The sequence below is a fragment of the Streptomyces canus genome, from assembly GCF_030815415.1.
Taxonomy (GTDB): domain Bacteria; phylum Actinomycetota; class Actinomycetes; order Streptomycetales; family Streptomycetaceae; genus Streptomyces; species Streptomyces canus_F.
The window spans coordinates 7,184,914-7,208,542 of the sequence record NZ_JAUSWW010000001.1; the positions used below are offsets into that span (position 1 = coordinate 7,184,914).

The following is a 23,629-nucleotide window of genomic DNA, read 5'->3' on the forward strand; positions in this document are numbered from 1 at the left end:
AGGCGCCGGGTCAGCCGTTGGCGGATGGCGCGGAAGCGCAGGTCGTCGCTGTCCAGGGCGCTTTCGGCGGTCAGTTCGGACAGCGCGGTCCTCGAAGCTGTCGGCGCCGATCATCGACGGTCCCTGGCGGGCGGCGAGCAGCCCGGCCAGCACCCGGCGCTGGACGTCGTAGAGCACATCGCCCGCCCCGCTGACGTAGGCCTCCTCGTCCCCGGCCACCCGGCGCAGCACCCCGTAGCGCATGAGCAGCCGTACCACCGCCGCCAGATCCAGCCGCTCCTCGCGTCGCTCCAGCGTGAACTCGATCCCCGCGGCGGCCAGTTGGGGATCGGCGGCGTCCAGGACCACCTGCTCGGCGAGCCGGCCGAGCGCGATCTGCGCCTCGCCCCGCTCCAGCGCGGCCAGCGCCAGGCACAGCAGCACATAGCGGCGGCGGGTGAAGGGGGCGCGGGCGCGGGAGGCCTCGCGGGCCGGATGGGTGGCGTCGGTCAGGGTGCCAGGTGTCCGGCCCAGCCGGGCAGCCTCCGCGTCCACCCGCAGCGGCCAGCCCGTGTTGCGGTCGAACCAGTCGCGCAGGTCGCCGGCGTGGCGGCGTACCAGGCGGAACTCCTCGGCGTACGGGCCGTGCGCCAGCAGCAGCGGCTCCTTCAGCAGGGCGCGGGCGGCCTTGTGGAACTCGGCGGCGCGCCGGCTGTCCAGCACCTCGCCCAGGGGTGTGGTCATCGCTCCCCTCCCGTGGGAATGCCGTCGGCGCGCACCTGACCGGTCTGCGTGAGATCGGTGATCTCGACCAGGTGGTCGGGGCCTCGGAAGGTGCCGCCGGGGGTGTGGATCTCGGCCGTCGTCCCGTCCGCCAGAGCGGTCAGCCGGATCTCCATCGTGCCGTCGTTGCTGGTCGCGACGGTGGTCGTCATGCCCGGCCGCCAGGTGGCCAGGGCGTCGCCGAGCAGTTGCAGACAGAGACCGAAGGCGAGTGGGTCGAGTGCGCCCAGTGCGGAAAGCCGTGTGGTGCCGTCCGTCGCGAGGCGGGCGCGAGCGGCCGCGATCTCCTGCGTCTGCCGGGCGGCGATCTCGGCCAGGTGCCTGCGCTGCTCGGAGCGGTCCTGGACCCGGCGGGTCTTGCCGCGCCGTTCGTAGCTGCCGGTGCGGCGCAACTGCGGGCTGATCCGCAGCGGTTCGGCCTCGGCCCACGGGGTGGCGGCGGCCACCGGGCGGGCGGCACGCTGTTCGAGGGTGTCGGCGTCGACGGTGAGGTGCCGTGCCGGATACAGCCCGAACGCGGCACGCCACAGTCGGTGCCGCGCCGCGTCGTCGGGGGCCTCGGCGAACCAGCGGGCCAGGGTGCGGAAGTCCGCCGACCGGTCCGAACGCCCGGCCCGCCGCTCGTTCAACTGCCGCACCACCGCCAGCAGTTGCGGGATCGCGCCGAGAGCGCGCCCGCGCAGCAGGCGGGCCTGCGACTCGCGGCCGTCCGCCGACACGAACCAGGCGGCCAGCCCCGACCAGCGGGCCACCCACCGCGCGTAGGCCTGTGCCTCGGCACTCTCGGTCTCGTCCGGGGCGGCATCGGCGGCCTCCCGCGCCGCCGCCAGCCGCAAGAGCGCGTCGACCCTCTCCTGGTCCTCCAACTCACCGATCAGCAGGGCGATCCGCCCGCCCAGGGTGATCAGGTCCTGGATGAACCGCTCCAGGTACTGGATGAGGCGATCCTTGTAGGCGAGGAACACCTCGACCTCCACATCGTGCAGGTCGATGGTGCGCTGCAGGGAGCCCATGAACGCCCGCGCGTTCTCCGCCAGCGCCTCGAACCGGCTCGTCAGCGCGGACAGCGCCAGATGGGCCTTGGCCGCGTCCGGTTCGCCTTCCTCCTGTTCGGCGGCGATCACCAGCAGGGCCCGCAGCTGTGTGACGATGTCGTGCAGGGCCACCGCCTGCAGCGCGCCGCGCCGCCCCAGCGCCTCGTCGTACGCCGACAAGGCCAGCTCGGCGGCCTCACCGGCCTGGGTGAGCTGGTAGATGAAGCGCTTGCGGTAGAAGTCCTCGACCGCGGTGACCCGGGAGGTGTCCGGATCCGCCCGCAGATTGCCCCACTCCACGAGACTGTCCAACGCCTTGACCACCGCCTCCGGCTCGGCGGGCCGGTGCTCCGGCGGCAGCGCGGCGAACACGTCCTCGGGACGCAGATGCACCGCGAAGCGCTCCTTCGCGGCCAGGAACGCGCTCATCACCCGCCGGTACAGGGCGGCGTTCGGCACGGTGAGGTGGGCGAAGGGCGCGTACCCGGCCCGTGCCGGTCCGGAAGGCGTCGACGTCATCGTTGGGTATTCTTCCCGACAAGGGCCCCGGTTCGGCAATTCTCGCCTGACCTTCACGCAGCGTCGTCATCGACCGGGGGAGGGAGCCGCGACGGCGGTGGTGGTCGGCGACGCACCTCCTGGCTCGCGCCGGCGTCCGGTTCGTACCGGCGAACTGCGCGACGTGCCGCCGACATTCGCCCGGAGCTAGGCTGACGCACCGCAACCGCAAGTGCACCACCGCAGCAGGGCGGAAGACCATGAACGGCATCCTCACCGAAGCGAAACTCAAAGCGCTGGCCGGTACCCGCTCTTTCGAACGTGGGCGGGGGTATCTGGACGCGGTGACCGGCGTGGACATCGGCGACGGATGGATCACCGCGAGCGTCCACGGCACGGAACGCTACGAAGTGGAACTGAGCCTGGAAGGGCCCCAGGGGGCAACCGGCGCATGTGACTGCCCCTACGGGCTGGAAGGCAACTTCTGCAAGCACCTGGTCGCCCTCGGTCTCACCGTGCTCGCCCAGCAGGACACCCTGCCACGGCAGCGCGAGTCGGCCCGGAACCGGGCACAGAACCTCGACGCCTGGCTGTCCGCCCTGTCGAAGGACGAGTTGCTGGCTCTGGTCCGTGAACAGGCCGACCAGGACCGGCAGTTACGACGACGTCTGGAGGTGCGGGCCGCGAGCGCCCGCGGGGATCTCGCCGGGGTCCGGGCGCGCATCCGCGAACTGCTCGACATCGGTCCGTTCGCACAGTACGGATACGTCGAGTACGCCGATGCCCGTGCCTTTGCCGACCAGGCCGCGCAAGTGGTGTCCGCCATCGACGCGGTGACCGACTCGGGGCAGGCAGACGAAGCGATCGACATGGCGGTCGAAGGGATGCGGCTGCTGACCGAGGCAGCTGACAGCATCGACGACTCCGACGGTCGGCTCGGTGAGGTCGGTGCCGGCCTCGTCGACGCCCATCTCCACGCCTGCCGCACGGCGCGCCCCGACCCGGAGGTACTGGCCGGCTGGCTGGTCAAGCACACACTCAGGGACCTCGACAGCATCTGCGACATCGACCCGCTCGACTACGAGGACGTCCTGGGCGAGCAGGGAATGACCGCCCTGCGGAAACTGGCAGTCGCGGCATGGCGGAAGAGGCGCACCGGCTGGGCCGAGAAGTCGCTGATGCAGCGGCTGGCCAAGGCCGGAGGCGACATCGACATGGTGATCGCCGTACACGCGGCGGACCTGGCGTCCAACGGGCATACGCACCTGGTCATCGCCCGCGAGCTGGACTCCGCGGGACGATCCGATGAGGCCCTGCGCTGGGCGGAACGCGGCATTCGGGAGACGCCGGATCTCGCCGCTGTCGACACCGCCCTCGTCGACCACCTCTGCGAACGCTACGCACAGGCCGCCAGGCTCGCGGACGTCGTCACCCTGCGCCGCGAACACTTCGGCGCCCGCCGCTCCCTGCTCGCCTACCAGAAGTTGCGCGCCGCAGCCCGGTCCGCCGAATGCTGGCAGGAGGAACGCCCAGGGGCCCTCGCCCTGCTGCGCACCGAGGCGGAACGGGGAACCCCGAGGAGGTACGGCGGGACCGTCCTGGTCGACGCCCTCCTCGACGACAAGGACGACGAAGCCGCCTGGGACGCCGCTTCCCACTGCGGCGCCGACGACCGCCAGTGGCTGGCGCTCGCCGACCGGGTCCGCGCGGCCCGTCCCGCCGACGCGCTCGCCGTCTATCTGCGCCTGGCCGAGCCCCTCATCGGGCCGACCGGCAACGCGGTCTACGAAGAGCTCGTCGGCCTGTTGGTGAGCATCCGCGAATGCCATCGCCTGCTGGGCACGCAGGATGAGTTCACCGCGTACGTCACCGCCCTGCGTGGCGCCCACGGACGAAAGCGGAACCTGATGCGCCTGATGGAGCAGCACGGCTTGTGAGCCGGACCGGTCCCACGAGGAAGCGGTCGGCCAGAACGTGACCGAAGCCGGCCCCCGCAGGCCGGCTGTAGGAAGGCGCACCGCTGTCGTGTACCGCTTGGGCCAAGCGCGCCGGGCTCGCGGCCTCCGGGACCGGTATGACTCGTTGTCCCTGTCCGTGATGATCCGAGGGTTGCTGACGCCTTCCGGGCGCCGAGGAGATCCCCGTGGTCAACGGGTCTGCGTCGGCCCCTGTGACCGCTCCATGACCCGGTTCAGGTGTCGGTCGAAGACCTCCCGCGTATCCGGCGTCAGCGTCCGCAGCGCCACGAGCGCCGTGATCACGACATCGCAGAGCTCTCCCTGGACGTCGTCCCAGGTGTGGGTGGTGCCCTTGCGCGGGTTCTGGCCCGTCGCTCCTATGACCGCCTGGGCGACCTCGCCGACCTCCTCCGACAGCTTCAACATCCGTAGGAGGAGGGCTTCTTGGCCGTTCAGGGGTTGGCTTGTCTCCAGCCAGGTCCACAGGGCGTCGATGCCCGCCCAGACGTCGGCCGTCGTGTCGCGATCACTCATGGACGCAGCTTGGCATGCGCCACTGACACCCGGGGGAGGCCGTCGACCTCCCCCGGTTCACCAGGTCAGCTCTTGCCGAGGAGCTTGTTCATCTCGGTGATCTCAGCGGTCTGGCCCGTGATGATGTCGTCGGCCATGGCGGTCGCAGCGGCGTACCGCCCCTTCGCCTTCTCCGTCTCCGCCATGTCGATCGCGCCCTCGTGGTGCTCGACCATCATGGTCAGGAACATGGTGTCGAAGCCCTTGCCGGAGGCCTTCCCCAACTCCTCCATGTCGCCGTCGTCCATCATGCCGGGCATCCCGGACTGCGAGCCGTGGTCCATGCCGGGCATCGACGCGCCCGCCTCCGGGACCTCCTCGCCCCAGGACTTCAGCCAGCCGGACATGGTCTTGATCTCCGGGTCCTGTGCCTTCTCGATGCGTGCGGCGAGGTCCTTGACCTGGGCGGACGAGGCCCGGTCGGCGGCGAGTTCCGCCATCTCCAAGGCCTGGCGGTGGTGGGGGATCATGCCCTGCGCGAAGGAGACGTCCTGGGCGTTGTGGGCGGCGGCGGTGTCGGCCGAGGGGGACGACGAGGTGCCGTGGCTGCTCCCATGGCTCGCGTCGTCGCTGTCGTTGCCGCCACAGGCCGCCAGGACGAGCGTGGCGGTGACGGTCGCCGCCATGAGGGCAGCGCGGCGGGTACGGGTGGTGCTCATGCGTGAACTCCTGCTGGATGAAAGGGATCTGGACATGCCGAGGCGCACACCGAGGTGCGCGGCGTGGTGTCTAGATCCGCAGGAGTTGGAGTTCCGCCAGGGACGGGGGAGCGCGGGCGCCTTCCGGGTCGGAACCGGCGTACGCGCGCGGTGATTCGTCTCGTACGACGACGGCGACCGGGTCGGGCACGAGCGCGGGCAGCGTCGGCCCACCGCTCACCGCGGCCGCCGCGCAGGTGGCGTCGGCGTGCGAGACGTGGCCCGAGCCGCAGTGGCCCTCGCCCGCGCATCCGTCATGGACGGCGGCCACAGAGACGGCGGCCACGGGTGGGTGCGGGTGGTCGTCCGCGACAGCGGCACCGGGAGCCAGGGCGTGCATGCCCATGAGCCCCGCCAGCAGAGCCAGCACGAGCAGCGCCCGCCACCGCCACCGGGGCGGTCGTGCGAGGTGGTGCTCGGGGCCGGTCACGGGGGCCATCCTAGGACGGCGGGCGCCTGGCCCGCGTAGGGGGCACTCCCTACTCCCCGAACAACGCCTCCTGGTCGTTCAACTGCTCCGCCTGCTCCTGCCGCTCCTTCTCCTGGAGCCTGCGGTTGCGTGCCCCCACGACCGCCGCCGTGGCCGCCGCCGTCACGGCTAGGGCGGTCGGGACCATCCAACCCCTGTCGAACACGTGCCCGATGGCGTGGTCGAGGGACAGGCGTCCGGGACCCGCGATGGCGAGGCCCGTCGCCGCCAAGCCCAAGCTCGCCGCGTACTCGAAGCCGCCCTCGGCGTTGAAGAAGCCGTTGGGCGTGTGGACGGTGGACGCCCCCGCCATCGCACCGGCCGCCGCCGCGCCCGCCGCCGGTGTCGCCAGGCCCAGCGCCAGCAGTGTGCCGCCGCCGGCCTCCGCGAGGCCCGCCGCGGTGGCGCTCGCCTTGCCGGGCGAGTAGCCGACCGACTCCATGAACTGGCCGGTCCCCTCGATGCCGTGGCCGCCGAACCAGCCGAACAGCTTCTGCGCGCCGTGGGCGGCCAGCACGCCCCCGGTACCCAGCCGGAGCAACAGCAGGCCCAGATCGCGTCGGTCGTAGGAAGAGGCGTGTGAGGTCACGATGGCTCCCGTAAGAGATGGACGGAACATCCCCCTCGCGTTTCCACCGTCGCACTCCTGACACCTCCCGGAGTCACCCGCGCCGCCGTTCGGGTGGCGGGCCCGGGGGAGCGGTGTGAGTCTGGCTGCCATGACGATTCAGACCGGCAAACTCAGCGACCCCGCGGTCCGCGCCTTCGTCAACGCCGTCAACGCGCACGACCGCGACGGCTTCATGGCCCTCCTCGCCCCCGGCGCGACGATGTCGGACGACGGCTCGGACCGTGACCTCGACGACTGGATCGACCGGGAGATCTTCTTTTCCCACGGTCACATGGAGGTCGACAACGAGTCCCGCGGCGGCCGCGACCTCATCGCCCGCTACAGCAACGACACCTGGGGCGAGATGCGCACCAAGTGGCACTTCGAGGTCGACGGCGACAAGATCACCCGTTTCGAGACCGGGCAGGCATAGCGAGGCCCGGCAGACAGGTTCCGAGAAAGCCCTTGCCTTGAAGTGCGCTCCAAGCCCTAGCGTCTCGACCCATGGAGACGAACAGGACTTTGGGCCGTAGCGGCATAGAGGTCAGCCCCCTCGGCTTCGGCTGCTGGGCCATCGGCGGTGAGTGGTCCGACCTCGGCGGACAGCCGCTCGGCTGGGGCAAGGTCGACGACGACGAGTCCGTACGGGCGATCCGCCGCGCCCTCGACCTCGGCGTGACCTTCTTCGACACCGCCGACGTCTACGGCACCGGGCACAGCGAGCGGATCCTCGGCCGCGCCCTCGGCAAGCGCCGCGCCGACGTGGTCGTCGCCACCAAGTGGGGCAACCTCTTCGACGAGGACACCCGCATCCTCAACGGGCAGGACACCTCCTCGGACCACGCCCGCAAGGCGCTGACCGCCTCCCTCACCCGCCTCGGCACGGACTACGTCGACCTGTACCAACTGCACCTCTCCGACGCCCACCCCGACCAGGGCGCCCGACTCCGCGACCTGTGCGAGGAGTTCGTACGCGAAGGCCTCATCCGCGCCTACGCCTGGAGCACCGACGACCCGGCCCGCGCCGCCGTCTTTGCGGAGGGCGAGCACTGTGCGGCCGTACAGCACGCGCTGAATGTCATGCAGGACGCCCCTGAAATGCTGGCGCTGTGCGAGGAGTTGGGGCTCGCGAGTATCAACCGCAGCCCGCTGGCGATGGGATTGCTGGCCGGGAAGCGTCAAGGGCCGCAGGACGCCGGCGATATCCGCAGCAAGCCGCCGGCCTGGCTCCCGGGCTTCGGGGACGGCTCCGAGGCCGACCCGCAGTGGCTCGCTCGGATCGACGCGCTCAAGGACATCCTCACCAGCGACGGACGCACCCTCGCCCAGGGCGCCCTGGCCTGGATCTGGGCCCGCAGCCCGCGCACGATCCCGATCCCGGGCTTCCGCTCGTTGGCTCAGGCCGAACAGAACGCGGGCGCAATGGAGAAGGGGTCGCTGACCGCCGTTCAGCTGACCGAGATCAACCAAATCCTGGAACGGTGAGCGGACCCCACCCAGGGGCGCGGGGCTGTATCGATATGCGGCTCAGCCGCGTGGGCGCGACCAGCCCCCGCACACCCGCAGACGAACGACGACTAGTGCCGCGGCAGGCAACGTTTGCCCGTCAAGGAGCGGCGTCGTGGGGGAGCGTGCTCTCGGCGTGCCGGCCGGAAGCCCTCGTACTGGACGTACTTGGGCTTTCGGCCGGTGCGGCGAGTGGGGGCCCCTCCCACGCCCTCAAGGCAGTGGGGGAGCGTGCCGGGCGTCGCGACGGGGCAAACGTTGCCTGCCGCGGCACTAGTACCCCTGCCCGCCGAACTGCTGCGCATACTGCTGCCGCTGATCCGTCAGCGTGATCTGACCCGCCTTGATGGTGGCCAGACGCGGGGACTTCTTGGCGATCGACGAGTCGTGCGTGACCATGATGAAGGTCAGCCCGTACTCGTGCCACAGCCCTTCCAGCAGCGCCATGATGTCGTCACGGGTGCCCTCGTCGAGGTTGCCCGTGGGTTCGTCGGCGAGGAGCACCTTCGGCTTCTTCACCAGCGCGCGGGCGATGGCGACCCGCTGCTGCTGGCCGCCGGACAGCTCGGACGGCGCGTGGCCGAGCCGCTCGCCGAGGCCGACCGAGCGCAGCGCCTCGGCCGCCCGGTCGCGCCGCTCGGCCGGCTTCACGCCGAGCGGGACCAGGGCCGTCTCGACGTTCTCCTGGGCGGTGAGCGTCGGGATGAGGTTGAAGGACTGGAAGATGATGCCGATCTTCTCCGCCCGCAGCCGGGTCAGCTTCGCCTCGCTGATCTTCGCGAGGTCGACGCCGTCCAACTCGACACTGCCCTCGGTCGGCCGGTCCAGTCCGCCGATCATCTGGAGCAGGGTGGACTTGCCGCCACCGGTGGGGCCCTGGATGACGAGCTGGTCGCCGTCCTCGATGGTGAGGTCGACGCCGCGCAGCGCCTCCACCGTGTCCTTGCCCCGCGAGTAGCGCTTGGTGACGCCGGTCAGTCTGTACATGAGGTGCTCTCCATCAGTAAGGGGGGTGGGGTGCCGCGGTCCGGGGGAACGGACGCGGCACCCCAGCTCAAGGGGGTCGGGCCCGGCTCTACGACACGCTGCGCAGCGCGTCCGCCGGCCGCATCCTGGAGGCGCGCCAGCCGCCCATCGCGCCGGCGATCAGACCGCCGGTCACCGCCAGGCCCACCGCGAGGGCGATGGTGGTCAGCGAGACGGGCGCGGACAGCGCGATCTCCATGGTGTTCTGCGTGGACTGCTGGCCCGGACCGCCACCGCCACCGGGGCCGCCGCCCATGCCGCCACCGCCGGAACTGCCGAGCTGCGCGGTCAGCTTGGGGCTGATCGCGGTGACGGTGTACGCGGCGGCGAGTCCCAGGCCGATGCCGAGGGCGCCGCCGATCAGACCGTTCACCATCGACTCGCCGACGACCTGCCGGGTCACCCGGCGACTCGGCCAGCCGAGTGCCTTCAGCGTGCCGAACTCACGCACCCGGCGGGACACCGCCGAGGACGTCAGCAGCGCGGCGACCAGGAAGGCGGCGGCGAGCACCGCGATGGACAGCCATTTGCCGACGCTGGTCGCGAGGTCGGAGGCGGTGGACAGGGAGCCGGATACGGTCTCCGCGAGGTCGGCCGAGGTCGTCACCGTCGTACCGGAGATGTTCTTCTGGATCGTCGACTTGACCGAGTCGATCTGCTGCGAGTCGGTCGCCTTGACGTAGATCGTGGTGACCTGGTTCTTGGCGTCGGCCAGCGTCTGGGCCTGCTTCAGCGGCAGGTAGACGTCGGTGGTGGACTCGCTGCTGGAGGCCGTCGCGATACCGATGATCGTGTACTTGGTGCCGGAGATCTTGAGGGTCTTGCCGACCTTGTACGAGTTCTCCTTGGCGTACGACTTGCTGAGCACCACGACCTTCGCGTTGGTCTGCGAGGCCGTGAAGGTCTTGCCGGAGGTGATCTCCATGCCGGCCAGCGGGCCGAGGGTCTGGTCGGTGACGTCGACGCCGGCGACCGAGTAGGAATTCACGTCGAACGAGGCGCCGCCGCCCTGCACCTGGGGGGCCGCCGTGCTGGTGCCGCCGCTGCCGCCACCGGGGCCGCCCTGGCCCTGGGACTGGCTGCTGCCGGTCGTGGACTGCGCCTTGCCCTGGGTGAAGGAGCCGTCGACCTTGGTGACGTTCAGGGTGATCGCGCCGACCGCGTTCGCCACGCCCTTCTGCTGGGCGACCTTGGCGACGAGCGCGGCCTTGAGGGCCTGGCCGCCCTGCGTCATCACGCGGTCGGAGCTCTGCTGGTCGTCGCTGTCGTTGGAACTGGCGTCGAATTCGAAGTTCGGTCTGCCCGAGCTGTTGTCGGTCGGTGCCGACCTGGCCTTGGTGACCGTCATGTCGGTGCCGAGGCCGTACAGCGACTTCAGGACCTTGTCCTGAGCCTGAGACATGCCGGCCGACACCGAGTTGACGGTGATGACCAGCGCGATACCGAGCGCCAGACCCAGTGCGATCACCAGGGCGGCCTTCTTGCGCCGACCCAGCTCGCGCTTGAGATAGATGCCAAACATCCCGTTCCTCAGAGGTTCTTGGCGCCCGCTGTGGGCGCTGCCTCAAGTTAGGGACCTTGCATTGCGGAGCCGTGAGTAAGCGATGTGCAAGGCCTGAGAAGGGATGTGCGAGAGCTGAGAAAGTGCACGGCAGTCGTTCCATCCACCGGCGTGTACTCCGCGGTCCCGCGCGGAGCCCACCCCCATCCGGTGCGGTGGAACGACTGCCGTCTCCCCCCTCGGTTTTGGTCTGCGGAAGCGCTCTGTTCCAAATGTGAAGCTCTGATGGAGGAGGTGTAGAGCATAAGTCCGCCACCGGCCCAGATGGGCCGGATGTTCTTATTCCGGTTGTGCAGATTGAACCCTCAACCGCGTCCGACGTACGGCATCGCCGTCGCCAGCACGGTCGCGAACTGCACGTTCGCCCCCAGTGGCAGCTCCGCCATGTGCCGCACCGTGCGCGCGACATCCGCGACGTCCATCACGGGCTCGGGTGCGACCTCGCCGCTGGCCTGCAACGCACCGGTCTGCATCCGCGCGGTCATGTCGGTGGCCGCGTTCCCGATGTCGATCTGCCCGACCGCGATGCCGTACGGCCGCCCGTCCAGGGACAGCGACTTGGTGAGGCCGGTCAGGGCGTGCTTGGTCGCGGTGTAGGCGACGGAGTGCGGACGCGGCGTATGGGCGGAGATCGAACCGTTGTTGATGATCCGCCCGCCCTGCGGATCCTGCTCCTTCATCTGCCGGTACGCCGCCTGTGCGCACAGGAACGCCCCGTTGAGGTTGGTGTCCACCACGTGCCGCCACGCGTCGTACGGCAGCTCCTCGACGGGCACCCCGCCGGGACCGAACGTCCCCGCGTTGTTGAACAGCAGGTCCACCTGCCCGAACCGCTCCACGGTCGCGGCGAACAGCGCCGCCACGTCGTCGGGTCGCGCGACATCGGCGCGCACGGCGAGGGCGGCGGCCTCGGGTGCGAGCGCCGCCGTCTCCTGAAGCGTCCCGGTGCGGCGCCCCGCCAGCGCCACGGACCATCCTGTCCGCAGCAGTTCCACGGCGACGGCCCGCCCGATCCCCGAGCCGGCGCCGGTCACGACGGCGATCTTCGATCCACGTTCAGTCATGGCAGGGAGCGTACGAGGTCCATCCGTGATGCGGAATCAATAGTCCGCGATGCGGATGTCTCACTCTCCCGGGTAGTGGACCCCGACGCGCTCGCGGACCGTGTCCATCGTCCGCATCACCGCGAGCGTGCCGTCGAGCGGGACGAGCGGCGACTCGCTCTCACCGGCCCGCAGCGCGCGCATCACCTCGACGGCCTCGTGCTTGAGGCTGTTGCGGGGACCGGCCTCGGCCTTGAACTCCTCGGGGTCGCGGCCGTCCCGGTGCAGCACGAACCGGTCCGGGAAGAAGAAGCCGTACGGCACGTCGATACGGCCCAGCGAACCGGTGACCGACGCCGAGGTCGCCGTACCGCCGATGATCGAGCAGTGCACCGAGGCGAGCGCGCCGCTGTCGTAGGAGAGCAGGGCGCCCGTCTGGAGGTCGACGCCCTCGTCGGAGAGCGTCGCGCGGGCCGCGATGTCCGACGGCTCCCCGAGCAGCAGCTGGGCGAACGACACCGGGTACACACCGAGGTCGAGGAGCGCGCCGCCGCCCTGTGCCGGGTCGCGCAGACGGTGGCTGGGCGGGAAGGGGCCCGCCAGTCCGAAGTCGGCCTGGACGCTGCGCACCTCGCCGATCGCGCCGTCGTCCACCAGCGCCTTGAGCTGCCGTATCAGGGGATTGCAGTACATCCACATGGCTTCCATCAGGAAGCTTCCGCGCTCCCGTGCGAGCCCGACCAGTTCCTCCGCCTCGCGCGCGTTCAGCGTGAACGCCTTCTCGCACAGCACGTTCCGCCCGGCCTCCAGGCACAGACCGGCGGCCGCCCGGTGCGCCGAGTGCGGGGTGGCGACGTAGACGACATCGATGTCCGCGTCCTCGGCCAGCGCGCCCCACTCGCCGTACGCCCGCTCGATCCCGAACCGCTCCGCGAACGCCTTCGCCGACTCCTCGCTCCGCGAGGCCACCGCCACGACCTCCGCGTCCGGCAGATCCACCAGGTCGGCGGTGAACGCCGCCGCGATCCCACCGGTCGCCAGGATTCCCCAGCGCACCCTCTGCTCCGTCATCCCCGCGTCCATCCTCGCTCGCGTGACACTCGCCACCGTGTACGAGCTGAGAGCATAGGTGGCGGATCGGATTCAGAGGGAGGGGCACATGCCCGACAGCGGGGCATCGACATCGGACCTGGAACAGGCGGCTGCGGCACCGGCGCAGCCGCCCACTCGTGCCGTCCGCCGCACCGGCTGGGTCGTCACCCTCACCCTCGGCGGCCTGACCGCCACGCCTCCGCTGGCGATGGACATGTACCTCCCCTCGCTCCCAGAGGTCACGAACTCCCTGCACGCGTCCGCCGCGACCGTCCAGCTCACCCTCACCGCCTGTCTGCTCGGCATGGCCCTCGGCCAGCTCGTGGTCGGTCCGATGAGCGACCGCTGGGGCCGGCGGCGCCCGCTGCTCGCCGGGCTGGTCGTCTATGTCCTCGCCACCGCCCTGTGCGCCCTGGCGCCCACCGTCGAGACCCTGGTCGCCTTCCGGCTGACACAGGGGCTGGCGGGGGCGGCCGGGATAGTGATCGCGCGGGCCGTCGTACGCGATCTCTACGACGGTGTGGCCATGGCCCGCTTCTTCTCCACTCTGATGCTGATCGGCGGGGTCGCCCCGATCGTCGCGCCCGTCATCGGCGGACAGATCCTGCGGGTGACGGACTGGCGGGGCGTGTTCGTGGTGCTGACGGTCGTCGGCGCGCTGCTGGCCGTGCTGGTGTGGGCCCGGCTGCCCGAGACCCTCCCGGTGGAGCGGCGCCATGTCGGCGGGGTCGGTGCGGCCCTGCGGTCCATGGGCACCCTGCTCGCCGACCTCCCCTTCACCGGCTTCATGCTCGCGGGCGGCTTCGCCTTCGCCGCGCTGTTCGCGTACATCTCGGCCTCGCCGTTCGTGATCCAGGAGATCTACGGGGCCTCGCCGCAGACCTTCAGCCTGCTCTTCGGGCTGAACTCGGTGGGTCTGGTCGTCGTCGGCCAGATCAACGGCAAGGTGCTGGTCGGCCGGGTCAGCCTGGAGAAGGTGCTGGGCGCGGGGCTCGCGATCGTCATCGCCGCCGCGACCGCGCTGCTGCTGATGTCCCTGGGCGTGTTCGGCGAGCCCGGTCTGGTGGCCGTGGCCGCCGCTCTCTTCGTCCTGATGTCGGCGATGGGCATCACCCTCCCCAACGCCCAGTCCCTCGCCCTCCTGCGCACCAAGCACTCCGCGGGCTCCGCCTCCGCCCTGCTCGGCACCTCCTCCTTCCTCATCGGGGCCATCGCCTCCCCGCTGGTCGGGATCGCCGGGGAGGACACTGCCGTACCGATGGCCGTGGTCCAAGTCGTGTCGGCACTGGTAGCGCTTGCCTGTTTCATGGGAATGTGCCGTCCTTGGAACAGACGTGCGAGCGCGGAGGGGGCAGAGAGCTGAGCGCGCCAAGACTGCGCAGCGACACACCGGAACGGGCCGGACTCGACCCCGGAGAGCTCGAACACCTCGCCCAGGAGGTCCACGACCTCACCACCGGCGAGCGCCCCTGGGCGGCCGGCACCGTCGTCGTCGCCGGACGCGGCCCCGTGATCGCCGTCGAGGCGGCGGCGGGCTGGGCGGTCCGGTACGCCTCCTACGACCCCGAGGCCGACGCGGGCGTGGAGCTGCCGCGCAAGGCACGCGTCCCCATGACGGTCGCGACCCCCTTCGACCTCGCCTCCCTCACCAAGCTGTTCACCGCGGTCGCCACGATGCAGCAGATCGAACGCGGCACCCTCGGCATCGACGCCCGGGTGGGCGCGTACCTGCCGGACTTCCGGGCGGCGGCCGAGCACGGGGTGACGGTACGGGAGCTGCTCACGCACACCTCCGGGCTCCGCCCCGAACTCCCGCTGTACGACTGCGCGGACGACGCCGAGCGGCTGGAGCTGCTGCGGTCCGAGCCCCCCATCGGCGTACCCGGCACCTACACGTACTCGGATGTGAACCTGCTCCTCCTCCAGCACGTCCTGGAACGCATCACCGGCCGGGGCCTGGACACCCTCGTCCACGACGGCATCACCCGGCCGCTGGGGATGACGGCCACCGGGTTCGGGCCGTGCCCCGGGGCGGCGGCGACGGAGTACCAGCGGCGGCCCTGGGCCAAGGCGGACCGGGGGATGCTGCGGGGAGTCGTCCACGACGAGAACGCGTGGGCGCTGGGCGGCGTGGCGGGCCACGCCGGTCTCTTCTCCACCGGCCGCGACCTGGCCGTCTTCTGCCGCGCCCTGCTGGCGGGCGGCTCCTACGGCCCCGCCCGCATCCTCGGCCCCGACTTCGTCGAACTCATGCTGACCCCGCCGGGCCTGGGCTTCGCCATCGACCAGCCGTGGTTCATGGGCGAACTGGCGGGGCGGGGGGCCGCGGGCCACACCGGCTTCACCGGGACCTCGCTGGTCCTGGACCGCTCGACGGACACGTTCCTGGTGCTGCTGTCGAACGCGGTCCACCCCCGAAGACGGCCACCGGACAGCAGACCGAGAGCGGCGGGGGCCACCCGTCTGGCGCGCGCGGTCCGGCCCACCAGTCTGTCTGGCGGGTGAGGGTGAGGGCGAGGGCGTTCGGGGCGGGTTCCGGGCGACCTAGAATCGCCGGGTGAACGCCCCCGTATCCCCGGCCGAGACCCTTCGCGCCACCCTTGCCACCGTCCTCGACGGACTGCCCCCGAAGCAGGCCGCGCAGGCCGTCGACCGGCTGATCGCCACCTACCGCGGGGCCACCCCGACCGACGCGCCCATCCTCCGGGACCGGGCGGACGTCGCCGCGTACGCCGCGTACCGGATGCCGGCCACCTTCGAGGCGGTGCGCTCGGCGCTGGACGCGTTCGCGGACGCGGTGCCGCGGTGGGTGCCGGCGAGTCATGTGGACGTCGGCGGGGGGACCGGGGCGGCGACCTGGGCGGTCAGTGCCACCTGGTCCGGTGCGCGGTCGGTCACGGTCCTCGACTGGGCGGAGCCCGCGCTCGCCCTCGGCCGGGAGATCGCCGTGGCGAACCCGGCGCTGGAGGGTGCGACGTGGCGACGCTCGCGGATCGGATCCTCCCTCGCGCTCGAGAGCACGGACCTCGTCACGGTGTCCTACGTCCTGAACGAACTCACTCCCGGCGACCGCACCGCCCTCGTCGACGCGGCCGCGGGTGCCGCGCAGGCGGTGGTGATCGTCGAGGCCGGTACGCCGGACGGTTACGCCCGGGTCATCGAGGCCCGCGACCGTCTGATCGCGGCCGGCTTCCATGTCGCGGCTCCCTGTCCGCACAGCGCGGCCTGCCCCATCGTCCCCGGTGAGGACTGGTGCCACTTCTCGACACGGGTCAGCCGCTCGTCCCTGCACCGGCAGGTCAAGGGTGGCTCCCTGCCCTACGAGGACGAGAAGTTCAGCTACGTCGCCGCGGCCCGCTTCCCGGTCACCCCGGCGGTGTCCCGCGTCATCCGCCGCCCCCAGATCCGCAAGGGCCAGGTCCTGCTGGACCTCTGCGAGACGGAGGAGCAACTGTCCCGCACGACGGTGACGAAGCGCCACGGTGACTTGTACAAGGCGGCAAGGAACGCGGCTTGGGGCGACCCCTGGCCCCCACTGCCGTAGCACGGGCCTTTCCTCGCCCCCGCCGCCCTTACCCGTCCCGTCCCTGGGGGCTGCCGCCCCCAGACCCCCGCTTCGGCCCTGAACGGGCCTCGTCCTCAAACGCCGGACGGGCTGGAAGATGCGGACCGGCGTCGAGAAGCGAAGCCCCCCGCGGGTGGGCGGGGGTTCGGGACGGCGACGGCGTCAGCCTGGTCCTGGGATGTCGGAGGGGCTGAGCTCAATTCAGCCTCTCCGGCGTTTGAGGAGCGGGGGTTCCAGGGGGCAGCGCCCCCTGGGAGCGGGGTTGAAGGGGCGGCAGCCCCTGGGGACGGGACGGGTAGGGGCGGCGGGGGCGAGGAACTCTCGGGTTCGACGAGACGGGGCGTCTCACTCGCCTGCTACCGTCGGCCCATGGTCAAGCAGCCCGCCCCCGACACCACTCGCCGCAGCGAGAAGTCCCGTCGCGCCATCTATGACGCCGCCCTCGCACTCGTCGGCGAGGTCGGTTACCCCAAGACCACCATCGAGGGCATCGCGGCCCGCGCAGGCGTCGGCAAGCAGACGATCTACCGGTGGTGGTCGTCGAAGGCGGAGGTGCTGATGGAGGCCTTCCTCGACCTCGGCGAACAGTCCGCACGCGAGGCCGGCCAGGAGTCGTACGCCTTCCCGGACACGGGCGACCTCGCCGCCGACCTGAAGGCCGTACTGCGCGCCACCGTCGACGAGCTGAGGGACCCCCGTTTCGAGGTGCCGTCAAGGGCGCTGGCCGCGGAGGGCGTCGTCAACGAGCAGCTCGGCCGGGAACTGGTCGCCAAGCTGCTCGAACCCTCGCTCCAGCTCTACGTCGACCGTCTGCGCACCGCACAGGACACCGGCGAGGTACGCCAGGACATCGACCCGCGCATCGCCCTGGAGCTCTTCGTCTCGCCCCTGGCCCAGCGCTGGCTCCAGCACACCGGCCCCATCGACCACACGTACACCGACACCCTCGTCGACTACGCCCTCTACGGTCTCGCCCCCCGCTGAGGCCCCCGCCGAGGAGCCCGCCGAGGAGCCCGCGCCAGCCGCCCCGGCGTATCCGTGATCACCCCGTCGCAGCCCAGCCCCAGCACCCGGTCCCGCTGCGCCGACGTCACCACGGTGTGCGCCCACACCCGCCGGACACCGGAGTTCACCGCCCGGACCAGGTCCGCGTCACGCGCCTTGTAGTCGACGTCCAGGACGTCCACGAAGGACCGCCACCGCTCGGGGCGGTCGGTGCGCAGCTGTTGCGCCGAGCGCCACAGGCAGGTCAGCAGACCCAGACGATGGGCTCGCCGGGCCAGTGCCGGGTCGTTGGAGTTGACGACGACCGAGCGGGTCAGGCCCCGGGAGCGGAGCAGTGCCGCGAGCGGGGCCACGCTCCGGGGGTCCTTCGCCTCCAGCATCAGCACGACCCGCCCGCCCAGCAGATCCAGCACCTGGGCCACGGTGGGCGGCCGCTCCGACCGCCAGCTGCCGGGGAGGGAGGCCTTGGGACGCACCCGTACGCCCTGCCACTCCCGCACGTTCAGCTTGTGCACCTCGCCGCCCAGATACGTCGTGCGGTTCAGCAGCGGATCGTGCATCACGACGAGCGTGCCGTCGCTCAGCATGCGGGTGTCGAAGTCCAGTACGTGGGCCGTACGGCGTCCGTAGGCGGCCATGAGCCCCGACAGGCTGTTCTCGGGCACCTCACGGGCGCCGCCACGATGGGCGACGTATGTCACACGCGGCAGCGAGTCCACTGTGAGCGGTCCGGGTCCCCACTCCAGCGGGATCGTCGGTCCCAGCAGCGAGACCAGGGAAGCCACCGAAGCCAGGCCCGTCAGCGCGATCCTCGTGACCATGACGACCACGGTAGGGACGCCTGGTCCTTAAATCCTGCCAAAGCGGAGGATTTCACCCGATCCTCCTCCCCGGTACGCCCTGTCCCGCCTACCCCGGTTGTCGGCTCCGGCCACCGGGAGCGCAGGATGGTGGGACCATAGAGCATGCTGTCCGCACCACAGCGAGGCGAGGCGATACATGAGCCAGGAGTTCGGCGGCCGGACCGGCCGGCAGGGCAAACTCACCCAGTGGCTGCGTGGACGCCGCCCGAAGGACGCCGCCGACGACGGCGGCCGTGAGGCCCTGCTGCTGGCCGCCGCCGGGGCGGGACTGCCTCTCGCGCCCGCCGCGCACCCGGCCGGCTACCGCTGTTCCTGCGACCGCGTCGGCTGTCCCACGCCCGCCCGGCACCCCGTCTCCTTCGCCTGGCAGACGCAGTCCACCACCGACCGCACCCAGATCGAGCGCTGGGCCCGGCACCAGCCGCAGGCCAACTTCATCACCGCGACCGGCATGGTGCACGACGTCCTGGACATGCCCCTCGACGCCGGCCGCGAGGCCCTGGAGCGGCTGCTCGCCTCCGGTATCGAGGTCGGCCCGGTCGCCGAGACCGACGGCCGGCTGATGTTCTTCACCCTCACCCGCGGCACCCCCGAGGACGAGGACGAGTGGTGGCCGTGCGAGCTGGACTGCCACCCCGAGACGATGGACGAGCACCCGGGGCTTCGCTGGCACTGCCGCGGGTCCTACGTCCTCGTACCGCCCGCCCGGCTGCCCGGTGACGGTCGGACCGTGCGCTGGGTACGCGGCCCGGAGCACCCGCTGCCCGACCCGCTGAGCCTGCTGGAGATCCTCACCGACGCTGGCGCCCGCTGGGCCGGCGAGAACCGGGACCACGCCTCCACGGCCTGGCCCTCGCGCGGCTGAGGCACCTCCTCCTGAGAAGAAGAGGCACCTCCTCGGGGAACGAGGGGGCTACTCGCCCTTCGCCGCCGTCAGTCCCTGGATCCGTCCCAGCACCGACACCTGCCCGCCGTCCGCACCCTTCGCCGGGTCCAGGGCGACCTCGTTGGAGACGAACTCCATCGTCAGCGACTGCTTGACCTCGCCGGTCGTCAGGGCGTCGACGGCCGCGTTCTGGTCGGGGAGCGTGGTGCCCGCGTAGGCGGTCTGCTTCATGAAGTGCCGCGTGGTGAAGAACACCAGGGCGCCGCCGTCCTTGGTGCGCAGCGCCAGCGGGGCGTAGTCACCGTTCGTCAGCGACTCGTCGATGTACTGCGTGGCCCGCCCCGGCTTCTTGGCGTCCTTCGTGCGCTGGGTGCGCCATCCGCTGGTGTGCGCGCCCGCCGCGAAGGTCTTGCCCTCGCCGTTCTGCAGATACGTCGCGTAGTCCTGGCTCAACTGCTGCGGGGCGACGGACAGTTCCGTCGAGTTCGCGGGGACGGCCTCCGCCCAGCCGTCCGTGTCCGTCTTGAACTGCGGTACGTCGTCCGGTGCGACCAGCGTCAGATACGCCACCTGGAACGGCTCGTCCAGGCCGTCGCGCGTGAAGACGAACAGCCAGCGCGCGCTGCCGCCCTTGTTCGCGGCGGTGTCGGCGACGAACCAGCGCGGCCAGCCCGCCTTCTTGGGGATGGTGTACTTCGCGTCGGACAGCTTCAGCGGGGTGTGCGCCGCGTTGCCCTGCGGGCTGTTGGCCCGGCCCGCCTTCAGCCGTGCCGCGTCGATGTCGGCGAGAGGGCCGGTGACGTGGTCCGCGTCCAGGGAACTGTCGTACGCCTTGTCGGCGTTGTTGTACGCGGTCGTGAACTCCCGGAGCGCCTCGGCGGCTTCGGCCCTGGTCGTCGCGGGGAGCACCTCGCGCTCCCCGTGGACCACCACGCACCCGCTCGCCGTCAGCGACAAAGCGGTCACCGAGGCCGCTATCAGCACCCTCCGGTCAAGACTGCGGAGCCTTCGAGGGCTGCGATCCCTGCTCATCGGATGCCTTCACCTTCCCCTTCCCGGAGGCGAACCCTACCGGGGCGAGGAACAGCGCGAGCGTCGGGATCAGGTACAGCAGCCACACCGTGACCTGGAGCACGGTCGGGTCCGGCTGGAAGTTGAAGACGCCCTTCAGCAGGGTGCCGTACCAGCTGTCCGGCGGGATCGCCCCGGAGATGTCGAAGGCCTTGTCGTTCAGGCCCGGCAGCCAGTCGGCCTCCTGGAGGTCGTGGAAGCCGTACGCCAGCACGCCCGCCGCCACGACGACCAGCATGCCGCCGGTCCACGTGAAGAACTTGGCGAGGTTGATCTTCAACGCGCCCCGGTAGAACAGCCAGCCCAGCACGACCGCCGTGGCGATGCCGAGCCCCACACCGATCAGCGGGCGCGGCGTCCCGTCACCGGCCGCGTGCACCGACGCCCACACGAACAGGGACGTCTCAAGACCCTCCCGGCCGACCGCGAGGAACGCGGTGGCGACCAGCGCGCCGGTGCCCATCCGCAGGGCCGCGTCCAGCTTGCCGTGCAGCTCCGCCTTCAGGTGCCGGGCGGTGCGCCGCATCCAGAAGACCATCCACGTCACCAGGACGACCGCGAGGATCGACAGGGAACCGCCGAGCGCCTCCTGCGCCTTGAACGTCAGCTCCTGGGAGCCGAATTCGAGGGCGCAGCCGAAGCCGAGCGCGATCGCGACCGCGACGGCGATGCCGATCCAGATGGGCTTCAGCGCGTCCCTGCGCTCCGTCTTCACCAGATAGGCGATGAGGATGCAGACGACGAGAGAGGCCTCCAGGCCCTCGCGCAGACCGATCAGGTAGTTGCTGAACACGGCTACGCCTCCTTGGAGAACAGCGTGCTGCCCCACCAGTCGTCCTTGCCACGGACGCCGGGCGGGACGGCGAAGACCGCCGAACCCACGTGCTGGATGTACTCGTTGAGGGCGTCCGGGGCGAGGTTGCGCTGGATCTGCACGAATCCCTTGCGCACATCGCGCTGGTACGCGAGGAAGAACAGCCCGGCGTCGAGCCGCCCGAGCCCGTCCGTGCCGTCGGTGAAGGAGTAGCCGCGGCGCAGAATGGTCGCCCCGTGATTGGAGTCGGGGTGTGCGAGGCGGACGTGCGCGTCGGGCTTCATCGCCTTCAGGAACGGCTTGTCGCGCTCTTTGGCCTTGCCGACCGGGGCGCCCTCGCCCTTGTCGCGGCCGAAGATGTCCTCCTGCTCCTGCAAGGAGGTGCGGTCCCAGGTCTCGATGTGCATCCGGATACGGCGGGCGACGAGGTAGGAGCCGCCGACCATCCAGTCGGGCCCGTCCTGGTCGGAGACCCACACGAACTTCTTCAGCCGGTCCGTCTCGGTCCCCGCGATGTTGCGGGTGCCGTCCTTGAACCCCATGAGATTGCGCGGGGTCTGCTCCTCCGGCGTCGTGGACGAGGTCTTCCCGAAGCCGAGCTGCGACCAGCGGATGACGACCTTGCCGAAGCCGATACGGGCCAGGTTGCGGATGGCGTGCACGGCGACCTGGGGGTCGTCGGCGCAGGCCTGGATGCACAGGTCGCCGCCGCTGCGGTTCTTGTCGAGGGCGTCCCCGGCGAACTTGGGCAGCTCGAAGAGACCCTCGGGCTGTTCGCCCTCGAGCCCGAACTTCCGGAACAGCGACGGCCCGAAGCCGATGGTGAGGGTGAGCCGCGAGGGCTTGAGGCCCAGCGCCTCACCGGTGTCGTCCGGCGGCGCCTCGGCCAGCCCGCCGAAGGCGCCCTCGCCGACCGCCTGCCCGCCGGTCATCCGCCGCGCGGCCGCCGTCCAGTCCTTGAGCATCCGCACGAACTCGGCGCGGTCCTCGGTCTTCACGTCGAACGCGGCGAAGTGCAGCCGGTCCTGCACGGGAGTGGAGATACCGGCCTGATGGCCGCCGTGGAACGCGACGGCGGCCCCCGCCTCGGCGCCCGCGGGGTCCACGTCGTTGCCGGTCCGGGTCATCGCCACCGCCCCGCCGGCCGCGGCGGCACCGAGCGCGAGCCCGGCACCGCCCCAGCCGATCAGGGAACGGCGGGACGGGGAGGGCGAGTTCTCGGTGGTGGAGGTCTCGCCCGTCGAGTTCTCGGTCATGAGGGTTTTCCCTGCTTCACTTCGCGACGACGGCGGCGGCGAGCTTGGACAGCGGCTCCGCGAGGGCGTTCACCGCGTCCGACAGTTCCTTCTGCTGGTCCTCGCTGACCTTGTCGTACGAGGTGAAGTCGTACGACGTCTTGTCGGCGCGGTACTTGTCCAGCAGCGTGTTGAGCGCGGCGAACTGCTTGTCGAGCTCGGTCGTGAGCGCGGCGTTGTTCTCCTTGGCCACCGACTTCAGCAGCTCGTACGACTTCTCCGCGCCCTCCACATTGGCCTTGAAGTCGACGAGGTCGGTGTGCGAGTAGCGCTCCTCCTCGCCGGTGACCTTGCCGGTGGCGACCTCGTCGAGGAGCTCCTTGGCGCCGTTGGCCATGGAGGTCGGGGTGATCTCGGCCTTGCCGACCCGGTTCTGCCAGTCCTTGAGGTCGGTGATCAGCTGGTCGGCGAGCTCGGAGTCACGGGCGGTGAGCTTCTTGTCCTTCCACAGCGAGCGCTCCAGGCGGTGCCAGCCGGTCCAGTCCTTCTCCGGGTCCTGGCCGTCCTCCAGACCGTCCTCGCGGACGTCGACCTTCGGGTCGATGTCACCGAAGGACTCCGCGACCGGCTCGGTGCGCTCCCAGCCGATACGGGAGGGGGCGTAGGCCTTCTTCGCGGCCTCGATGTCTCCGTCCTTGACCGCCTTGGCGAAGGTCTCGGCGAGCGGCAGCGTCTCGTCGGCCTGCGCCTGCACGTAGGTGCGGTAGGCGGCGACGGCCTTGTCGAGGCGGGGGTCGCGCTTGGCGGCGGTGCCGCCGGTGGCCTTGACGTCCTGGCGGATGCCGTCGCCCTTCATGCCGGGCTTGCAGGCGATCGTGTAGTCGCCGGCCTTCACCTCGGCGGTGACGGTCTGCTTGGTGCCGGGGCCGATGTTCTCGCGTTCGGTCACGACCCGGTCGTCCGGGAAGAGGATGTAGACCTCGGTGACCTTGGAGCCCTTGTTCTCGATGGCGAGCTCGACGTGGCCGGCCGGGAACTCCTTCTTCGACACATCGCACTTGCTGTCGGTGGCGGTCACGCTGATCACGCGGTCGCTGTCCCCGGAGCCGCCTTTCTCGGTGCACCCGGTGAGGGCGGTCAAGGCCGCCACGGTGGCGGTGGCGGTGACTGCGGAGAGTCTGGCGGCTCGCATGCGGGCTCCCGGGCGATGGCTGAAAAATCACGTGACAGGGCTCACAGGGTTCGGTGAGGCTCGCCTAACTTATCCGAGCCTTACCTGCGTGATACCCCACCGTCCCGTGATTCACCTCTCATAGACGGTGTAAGAGCACGAGCCGATCACGGTGACTCAAAACGGACC

At 70.8% G+C, this 23,629-nt stretch carries 22 protein-coding genes and 1 pseudogene; 8 read left to right on the forward strand and 15 right to left on the reverse strand.

Going from position 1 to position 23,629, the window contains the following annotated elements; translation table 11 throughout:
• Positions 1 to 93: 93 nt before the first annotated feature.
• Positions 94 to 723: pseudogene (locus QF037_RS51080) on the reverse strand (TIGR02678 family protein); the annotation flags it as partial.
• A complete protein-coding gene (locus tag QF037_RS33250) occupies positions 720 to 2,315 on the reverse strand; it encodes a TIGR02677 family protein (RefSeq protein ID WP_307031652.1) in 1,596 nt (531 codons plus the stop codon). The pseudogene QF037_RS51080 and the gene QF037_RS33250, both read right to left, overlap by 4 nt.
• A 239-nt stretch (positions 2,316 to 2,554) precedes the next feature.
• On the opposite strand from QF037_RS33250, the gene QF037_RS33255 reads away from it, so the two are divergent.
• On the forward strand, positions 2,555 to 4,231 hold the full coding sequence (locus tag QF037_RS33255; RefSeq protein ID WP_307031654.1) for an SWIM zinc finger family protein: 1,677 nt from the start codon (positions 2,555 to 2,557) through the stop codon (positions 4,229 to 4,231).
• Between the two features lie 210 nt (positions 4,232 to 4,441).
• Here the strand turns inward: QF037_RS33255 and QF037_RS33260 are convergent, their stop codons facing one another.
• The 4 genes from QF037_RS33260 to QF037_RS33275 all read right to left on the reverse strand — a co-directional run bounded on the left by QF037_RS33260 (position 4,442) and on the right by QF037_RS33275 (position 6,611).
• Complete coding sequence (locus tag QF037_RS33260) at positions 4,442 to 4,786, reverse strand: MazG-like family protein (protein ID WP_307031657.1); 345 nt, start codon at positions 4,784 to 4,786, stop codon at positions 4,442 to 4,444.
• 65 nt (positions 4,787 to 4,851) lie between these two features.
• Positions 4,852 to 5,484: a DUF305 domain-containing protein gene (locus QF037_RS33265; protein WP_307031658.1), complete on the reverse strand. Its 633-nt coding sequence runs from the start codon at positions 5,482 to 5,484 to the stop codon at positions 4,852 to 4,854.
• A gap of 70 nt (positions 5,485 to 5,554) precedes the next feature.
• Entirely contained in the window at positions 5,555 to 5,962 is a 408-nt protein-coding gene (locus QF037_RS33270) for a DUF6153 family protein (RefSeq protein WP_373463850.1), read from the reverse strand.
• Positions 5,963 to 6,002: 40 nt separating this feature from the next.
• The gene (locus QF037_RS33275) at positions 6,003 to 6,611 is read right to left on the reverse strand and encodes a DoxX family membrane protein (RefSeq protein ID WP_373463851.1); all 609 of its coding nucleotides are present in this window, start codon (positions 6,609 to 6,611) and stop codon (positions 6,003 to 6,005) included.
• Between the two features lie 100 nt (positions 6,612 to 6,711).
• Between QF037_RS33275 and QF037_RS33280 the strand changes: the two genes are divergently transcribed.
• Together QF037_RS33280 and QF037_RS33285 are read left to right on the forward strand one after the other, a co-directional pair.
• The gene (locus tag QF037_RS33280) at positions 6,712 to 7,035 is read left to right on the forward strand and encodes a nuclear transport factor 2 family protein (protein WP_307031664.1); all 324 of its coding nucleotides are present in this window, start codon (positions 6,712 to 6,714) and stop codon (positions 7,033 to 7,035) included.
• Positions 7,036 to 7,106: 71 nt separating this feature from the next.
• Positions 7,107 to 8,087 (forward strand): aldo/keto reductase, encoded by a 981-nt coding sequence (locus tag QF037_RS33285; protein WP_307031666.1) that lies wholly within the window; start codon positions 7,107 to 7,109, stop codon positions 8,085 to 8,087.
• A 294-nt stretch (positions 8,088 to 8,381) separates the two neighbouring features.
• Here the strand turns inward: QF037_RS33285 and QF037_RS33290 are convergent, their stop codons facing one another.
• From QF037_RS33290 to QF037_RS33305, 4 genes are all read right to left on the reverse strand, one after another.
• Positions 8,382 to 9,095, reverse strand: coding sequence for an ABC transporter ATP-binding protein (locus tag QF037_RS33290; protein ID WP_307031668.1), 714 nt, complete (start codon positions 9,093 to 9,095; stop codon positions 8,382 to 8,384).
• Positions 9,096 to 9,183: 88 nt separating this feature from the next.
• Entirely contained in the window at positions 9,184 to 10,656 is a 1,473-nt protein-coding gene (locus QF037_RS33295; protein WP_307031670.1) for an ABC transporter permease, read from the reverse strand.
• A gap of 344 nt (positions 10,657 to 11,000) precedes the next feature.
• Positions 11,001 to 11,759: an SDR family oxidoreductase gene (locus QF037_RS33300; protein WP_307031673.1), complete on the reverse strand. Its 759-nt coding sequence runs from the start codon at positions 11,757 to 11,759 to the stop codon at positions 11,001 to 11,003.
• A 60-nt stretch (positions 11,760 to 11,819) separates the two neighbouring features.
• Entirely contained in the window at positions 11,820 to 12,809 is a 990-nt protein-coding gene (locus QF037_RS33305; protein WP_307031675.1) for a Gfo/Idh/MocA family protein, read from the reverse strand.
• An 88-nt stretch (positions 12,810 to 12,897) separates the two neighbouring features.
• On the opposite strand from QF037_RS33305, the gene QF037_RS33310 reads away from it, so the two are divergent.
• The 4 genes from QF037_RS33310 (at position 12,898) to QF037_RS33325 (ending at position 17,379) form a co-directional block, all read left to right on the forward strand.
• Entirely contained in the window at positions 12,898 to 14,193 is a 1,296-nt protein-coding gene (locus QF037_RS33310; RefSeq protein ID WP_307031677.1) for a multidrug effflux MFS transporter, read from the forward strand.
• Complete coding sequence (locus QF037_RS33315; RefSeq protein WP_307031680.1) at positions 14,145 to 15,335, forward strand: serine hydrolase domain-containing protein; 1,191 nt, start codon at positions 14,145 to 14,147, stop codon at positions 15,333 to 15,335. Before QF037_RS33310 ends, QF037_RS33315 begins: the two co-directional genes overlap by 49 nt.
• 52 nt (positions 15,336 to 15,387) lie before the next feature.
• Positions 15,388 to 16,374, forward strand: a complete 987-nt coding sequence (locus QF037_RS33320; RefSeq protein ID WP_307031682.1) for a small ribosomal subunit Rsm22 family protein — start codon at positions 15,388 to 15,390, stop codon at positions 16,372 to 16,374.
• Between the two features lie 390 nt (positions 16,375 to 16,764).
• Entirely contained in the window at positions 16,765 to 17,379 is a 615-nt protein-coding gene (locus QF037_RS33325; protein ID WP_307031684.1) for a TetR/AcrR family transcriptional regulator, read from the forward strand.
• Here QF037_RS33325 and QF037_RS33330 read toward each other — a convergent pair.
• Positions 17,358 to 18,221 (reverse strand): glycerophosphodiester phosphodiesterase, encoded by an 864-nt coding sequence (locus QF037_RS33330; RefSeq protein ID WP_307031685.1) that lies wholly within the window; start codon positions 18,219 to 18,221, stop codon positions 17,358 to 17,360. The genes QF037_RS33325 and QF037_RS33330 overlap by 22 nt on opposite strands.
• A 178-nt stretch (positions 18,222 to 18,399) precedes the next feature.
• Here QF037_RS33330 and QF037_RS33335 point away from each other — a divergent pair, with 178 nt between their 5' ends.
• Positions 18,400 to 19,128, forward strand: a complete 729-nt coding sequence (locus tag QF037_RS33335) for a bifunctional DNA primase/polymerase (protein WP_307031687.1) — start codon at positions 18,400 to 18,402, stop codon at positions 19,126 to 19,128.
• Positions 19,129 to 19,176: 48 nt separating this feature from the next.
• Here the strand turns inward: QF037_RS33335 and QF037_RS33340 are convergent, their stop codons facing one another.
• Genes QF037_RS33340 through efeO form a run of 4 tightly spaced genes read right to left on the reverse strand, consistent with a single transcriptional unit; the run spans position 19,177 to position 23,461 of the window.
• Positions 19,177 to 20,181 (reverse strand): hypothetical protein, encoded by a 1,005-nt coding sequence (locus QF037_RS33340; RefSeq protein WP_307031689.1) that lies wholly within the window; start codon positions 20,179 to 20,181, stop codon positions 19,177 to 19,179.
• Positions 20,141 to 21,013, reverse strand: a complete 873-nt coding sequence (gene efeU / locus QF037_RS33345; protein ID WP_307031691.1) for an iron uptake transporter permease EfeU — start codon at positions 21,011 to 21,013, stop codon at positions 20,141 to 20,143. Before efeU ends, QF037_RS33340 begins: the two co-directional genes overlap by 41 nt.
• Before the next feature lie 2 nt (positions 21,014 to 21,015).
• Positions 21,016 to 22,290, reverse strand: coding sequence for an iron uptake transporter deferrochelatase/peroxidase subunit (gene efeB, locus QF037_RS33350; RefSeq protein WP_307031694.1), 1,275 nt, complete (start codon positions 22,288 to 22,290; stop codon positions 21,016 to 21,018).
• 16 nt (positions 22,291 to 22,306) lie between these two features.
• The gene (gene efeO, locus QF037_RS33355) at positions 22,307 to 23,461 is read right to left on the reverse strand and encodes an iron uptake system protein EfeO (protein WP_307031697.1); all 1,155 of its coding nucleotides are present in this window, start codon (positions 23,459 to 23,461) and stop codon (positions 22,307 to 22,309) included.
• Positions 23,462 to 23,629 lie beyond the last annotated feature (168 nt).

Bases quoted from the DNA above. Each gene is read 5' to 3' on its own strand.
- QF037_RS33275 (WP_373463851.1), bottom strand. From the start codon at position 6,611: ATGTTCCGTCCATCTCTTACGGGAGCCATCGTGACCTCACACGCCTCT.
- QF037_RS33330 (WP_307031685.1), bottom strand. From the start codon at position 18,221: ATGGTCACGAGGATCGCGCTGACGGGCCTGGCTTCGGTGGCTTCCCTG.
- efeO (WP_307031697.1), bottom strand. From the start codon at position 23,461: ATGCGAGCCGCCAGACTCTCCGCAGTCACCGCCACCGCCACCGTGGCG.
- QF037_RS33340 (WP_307031689.1), bottom strand. From the start codon at position 20,181: ATGAGCAGGGATCGCAGCCCTCGAAGGCTCCGCAGTCTTGACCGGAGG.
- QF037_RS33250 (WP_307031652.1), bottom strand. From the start codon at position 2,315: ATGACGTCGACGCCTTCCGGACCGGCACGGGCCGGGTACGCGCCCTTC.
- QF037_RS33300 (WP_307031673.1), bottom strand. From the start codon at position 11,759: ATGACTGAACGTGGATCGAAGATCGCCGTCGTGACCGGCGCCGGCTCG.
- QF037_RS33270 (WP_373463850.1), bottom strand. From the start codon at position 5,962: ATGGCCCCCGTGACCGGCCCCGAGCACCACCTCGCACGACCGCCCCGG.
- efeB (WP_307031694.1), bottom strand. From the start codon at position 22,290: ATGACCGAGAACTCGACGGGCGAGACCTCCACCACCGAGAACTCGCCC.
- QF037_RS33310 (WP_307031677.1), top strand. From the start codon at position 12,898: ATGCCCGACAGCGGGGCATCGACATCGGACCTGGAACAGGCGGCTGCG.
- QF037_RS33280 (WP_307031664.1), top strand. From the start codon at position 6,712: ATGACGATTCAGACCGGCAAACTCAGCGACCCCGCGGTCCGCGCCTTC.
- QF037_RS33295 (WP_307031670.1), bottom strand. From the start codon at position 10,656: ATGTTTGGCATCTATCTCAAGCGCGAGCTGGGTCGGCGCAAGAAGGCC.
- QF037_RS33335 (WP_307031687.1), top strand. From the start codon at position 18,400: ATGAGCCAGGAGTTCGGCGGCCGGACCGGCCGGCAGGGCAAACTCACC.
- QF037_RS33255 (WP_307031654.1), top strand. From the start codon at position 2,555: ATGAACGGCATCCTCACCGAAGCGAAACTCAAAGCGCTGGCCGGTACC.
- QF037_RS33285 (WP_307031666.1), top strand. From the start codon at position 7,107: ATGGAGACGAACAGGACTTTGGGCCGTAGCGGCATAGAGGTCAGCCCC.
- QF037_RS33325 (WP_307031684.1), top strand. From the start codon at position 16,765: ATGGTCAAGCAGCCCGCCCCCGACACCACTCGCCGCAGCGAGAAGTCC.
- QF037_RS33265 (WP_307031658.1), bottom strand. From the start codon at position 5,484: ATGAGCACCACCCGTACCCGCCGCGCTGCCCTCATGGCGGCGACCGTC.
- QF037_RS33305 (WP_307031675.1), bottom strand. From the start codon at position 12,809: ATGACGGAGCAGAGGGTGCGCTGGGGAATCCTGGCGACCGGTGGGATC.
- QF037_RS33260 (WP_307031657.1), bottom strand. From the start codon at position 4,786: ATGAGTGATCGCGACACGACGGCCGACGTCTGGGCGGGCATCGACGCC.
- QF037_RS33290 (WP_307031668.1), bottom strand. From the start codon at position 9,095: ATGTACAGACTGACCGGCGTCACCAAGCGCTACTCGCGGGGCAAGGAC.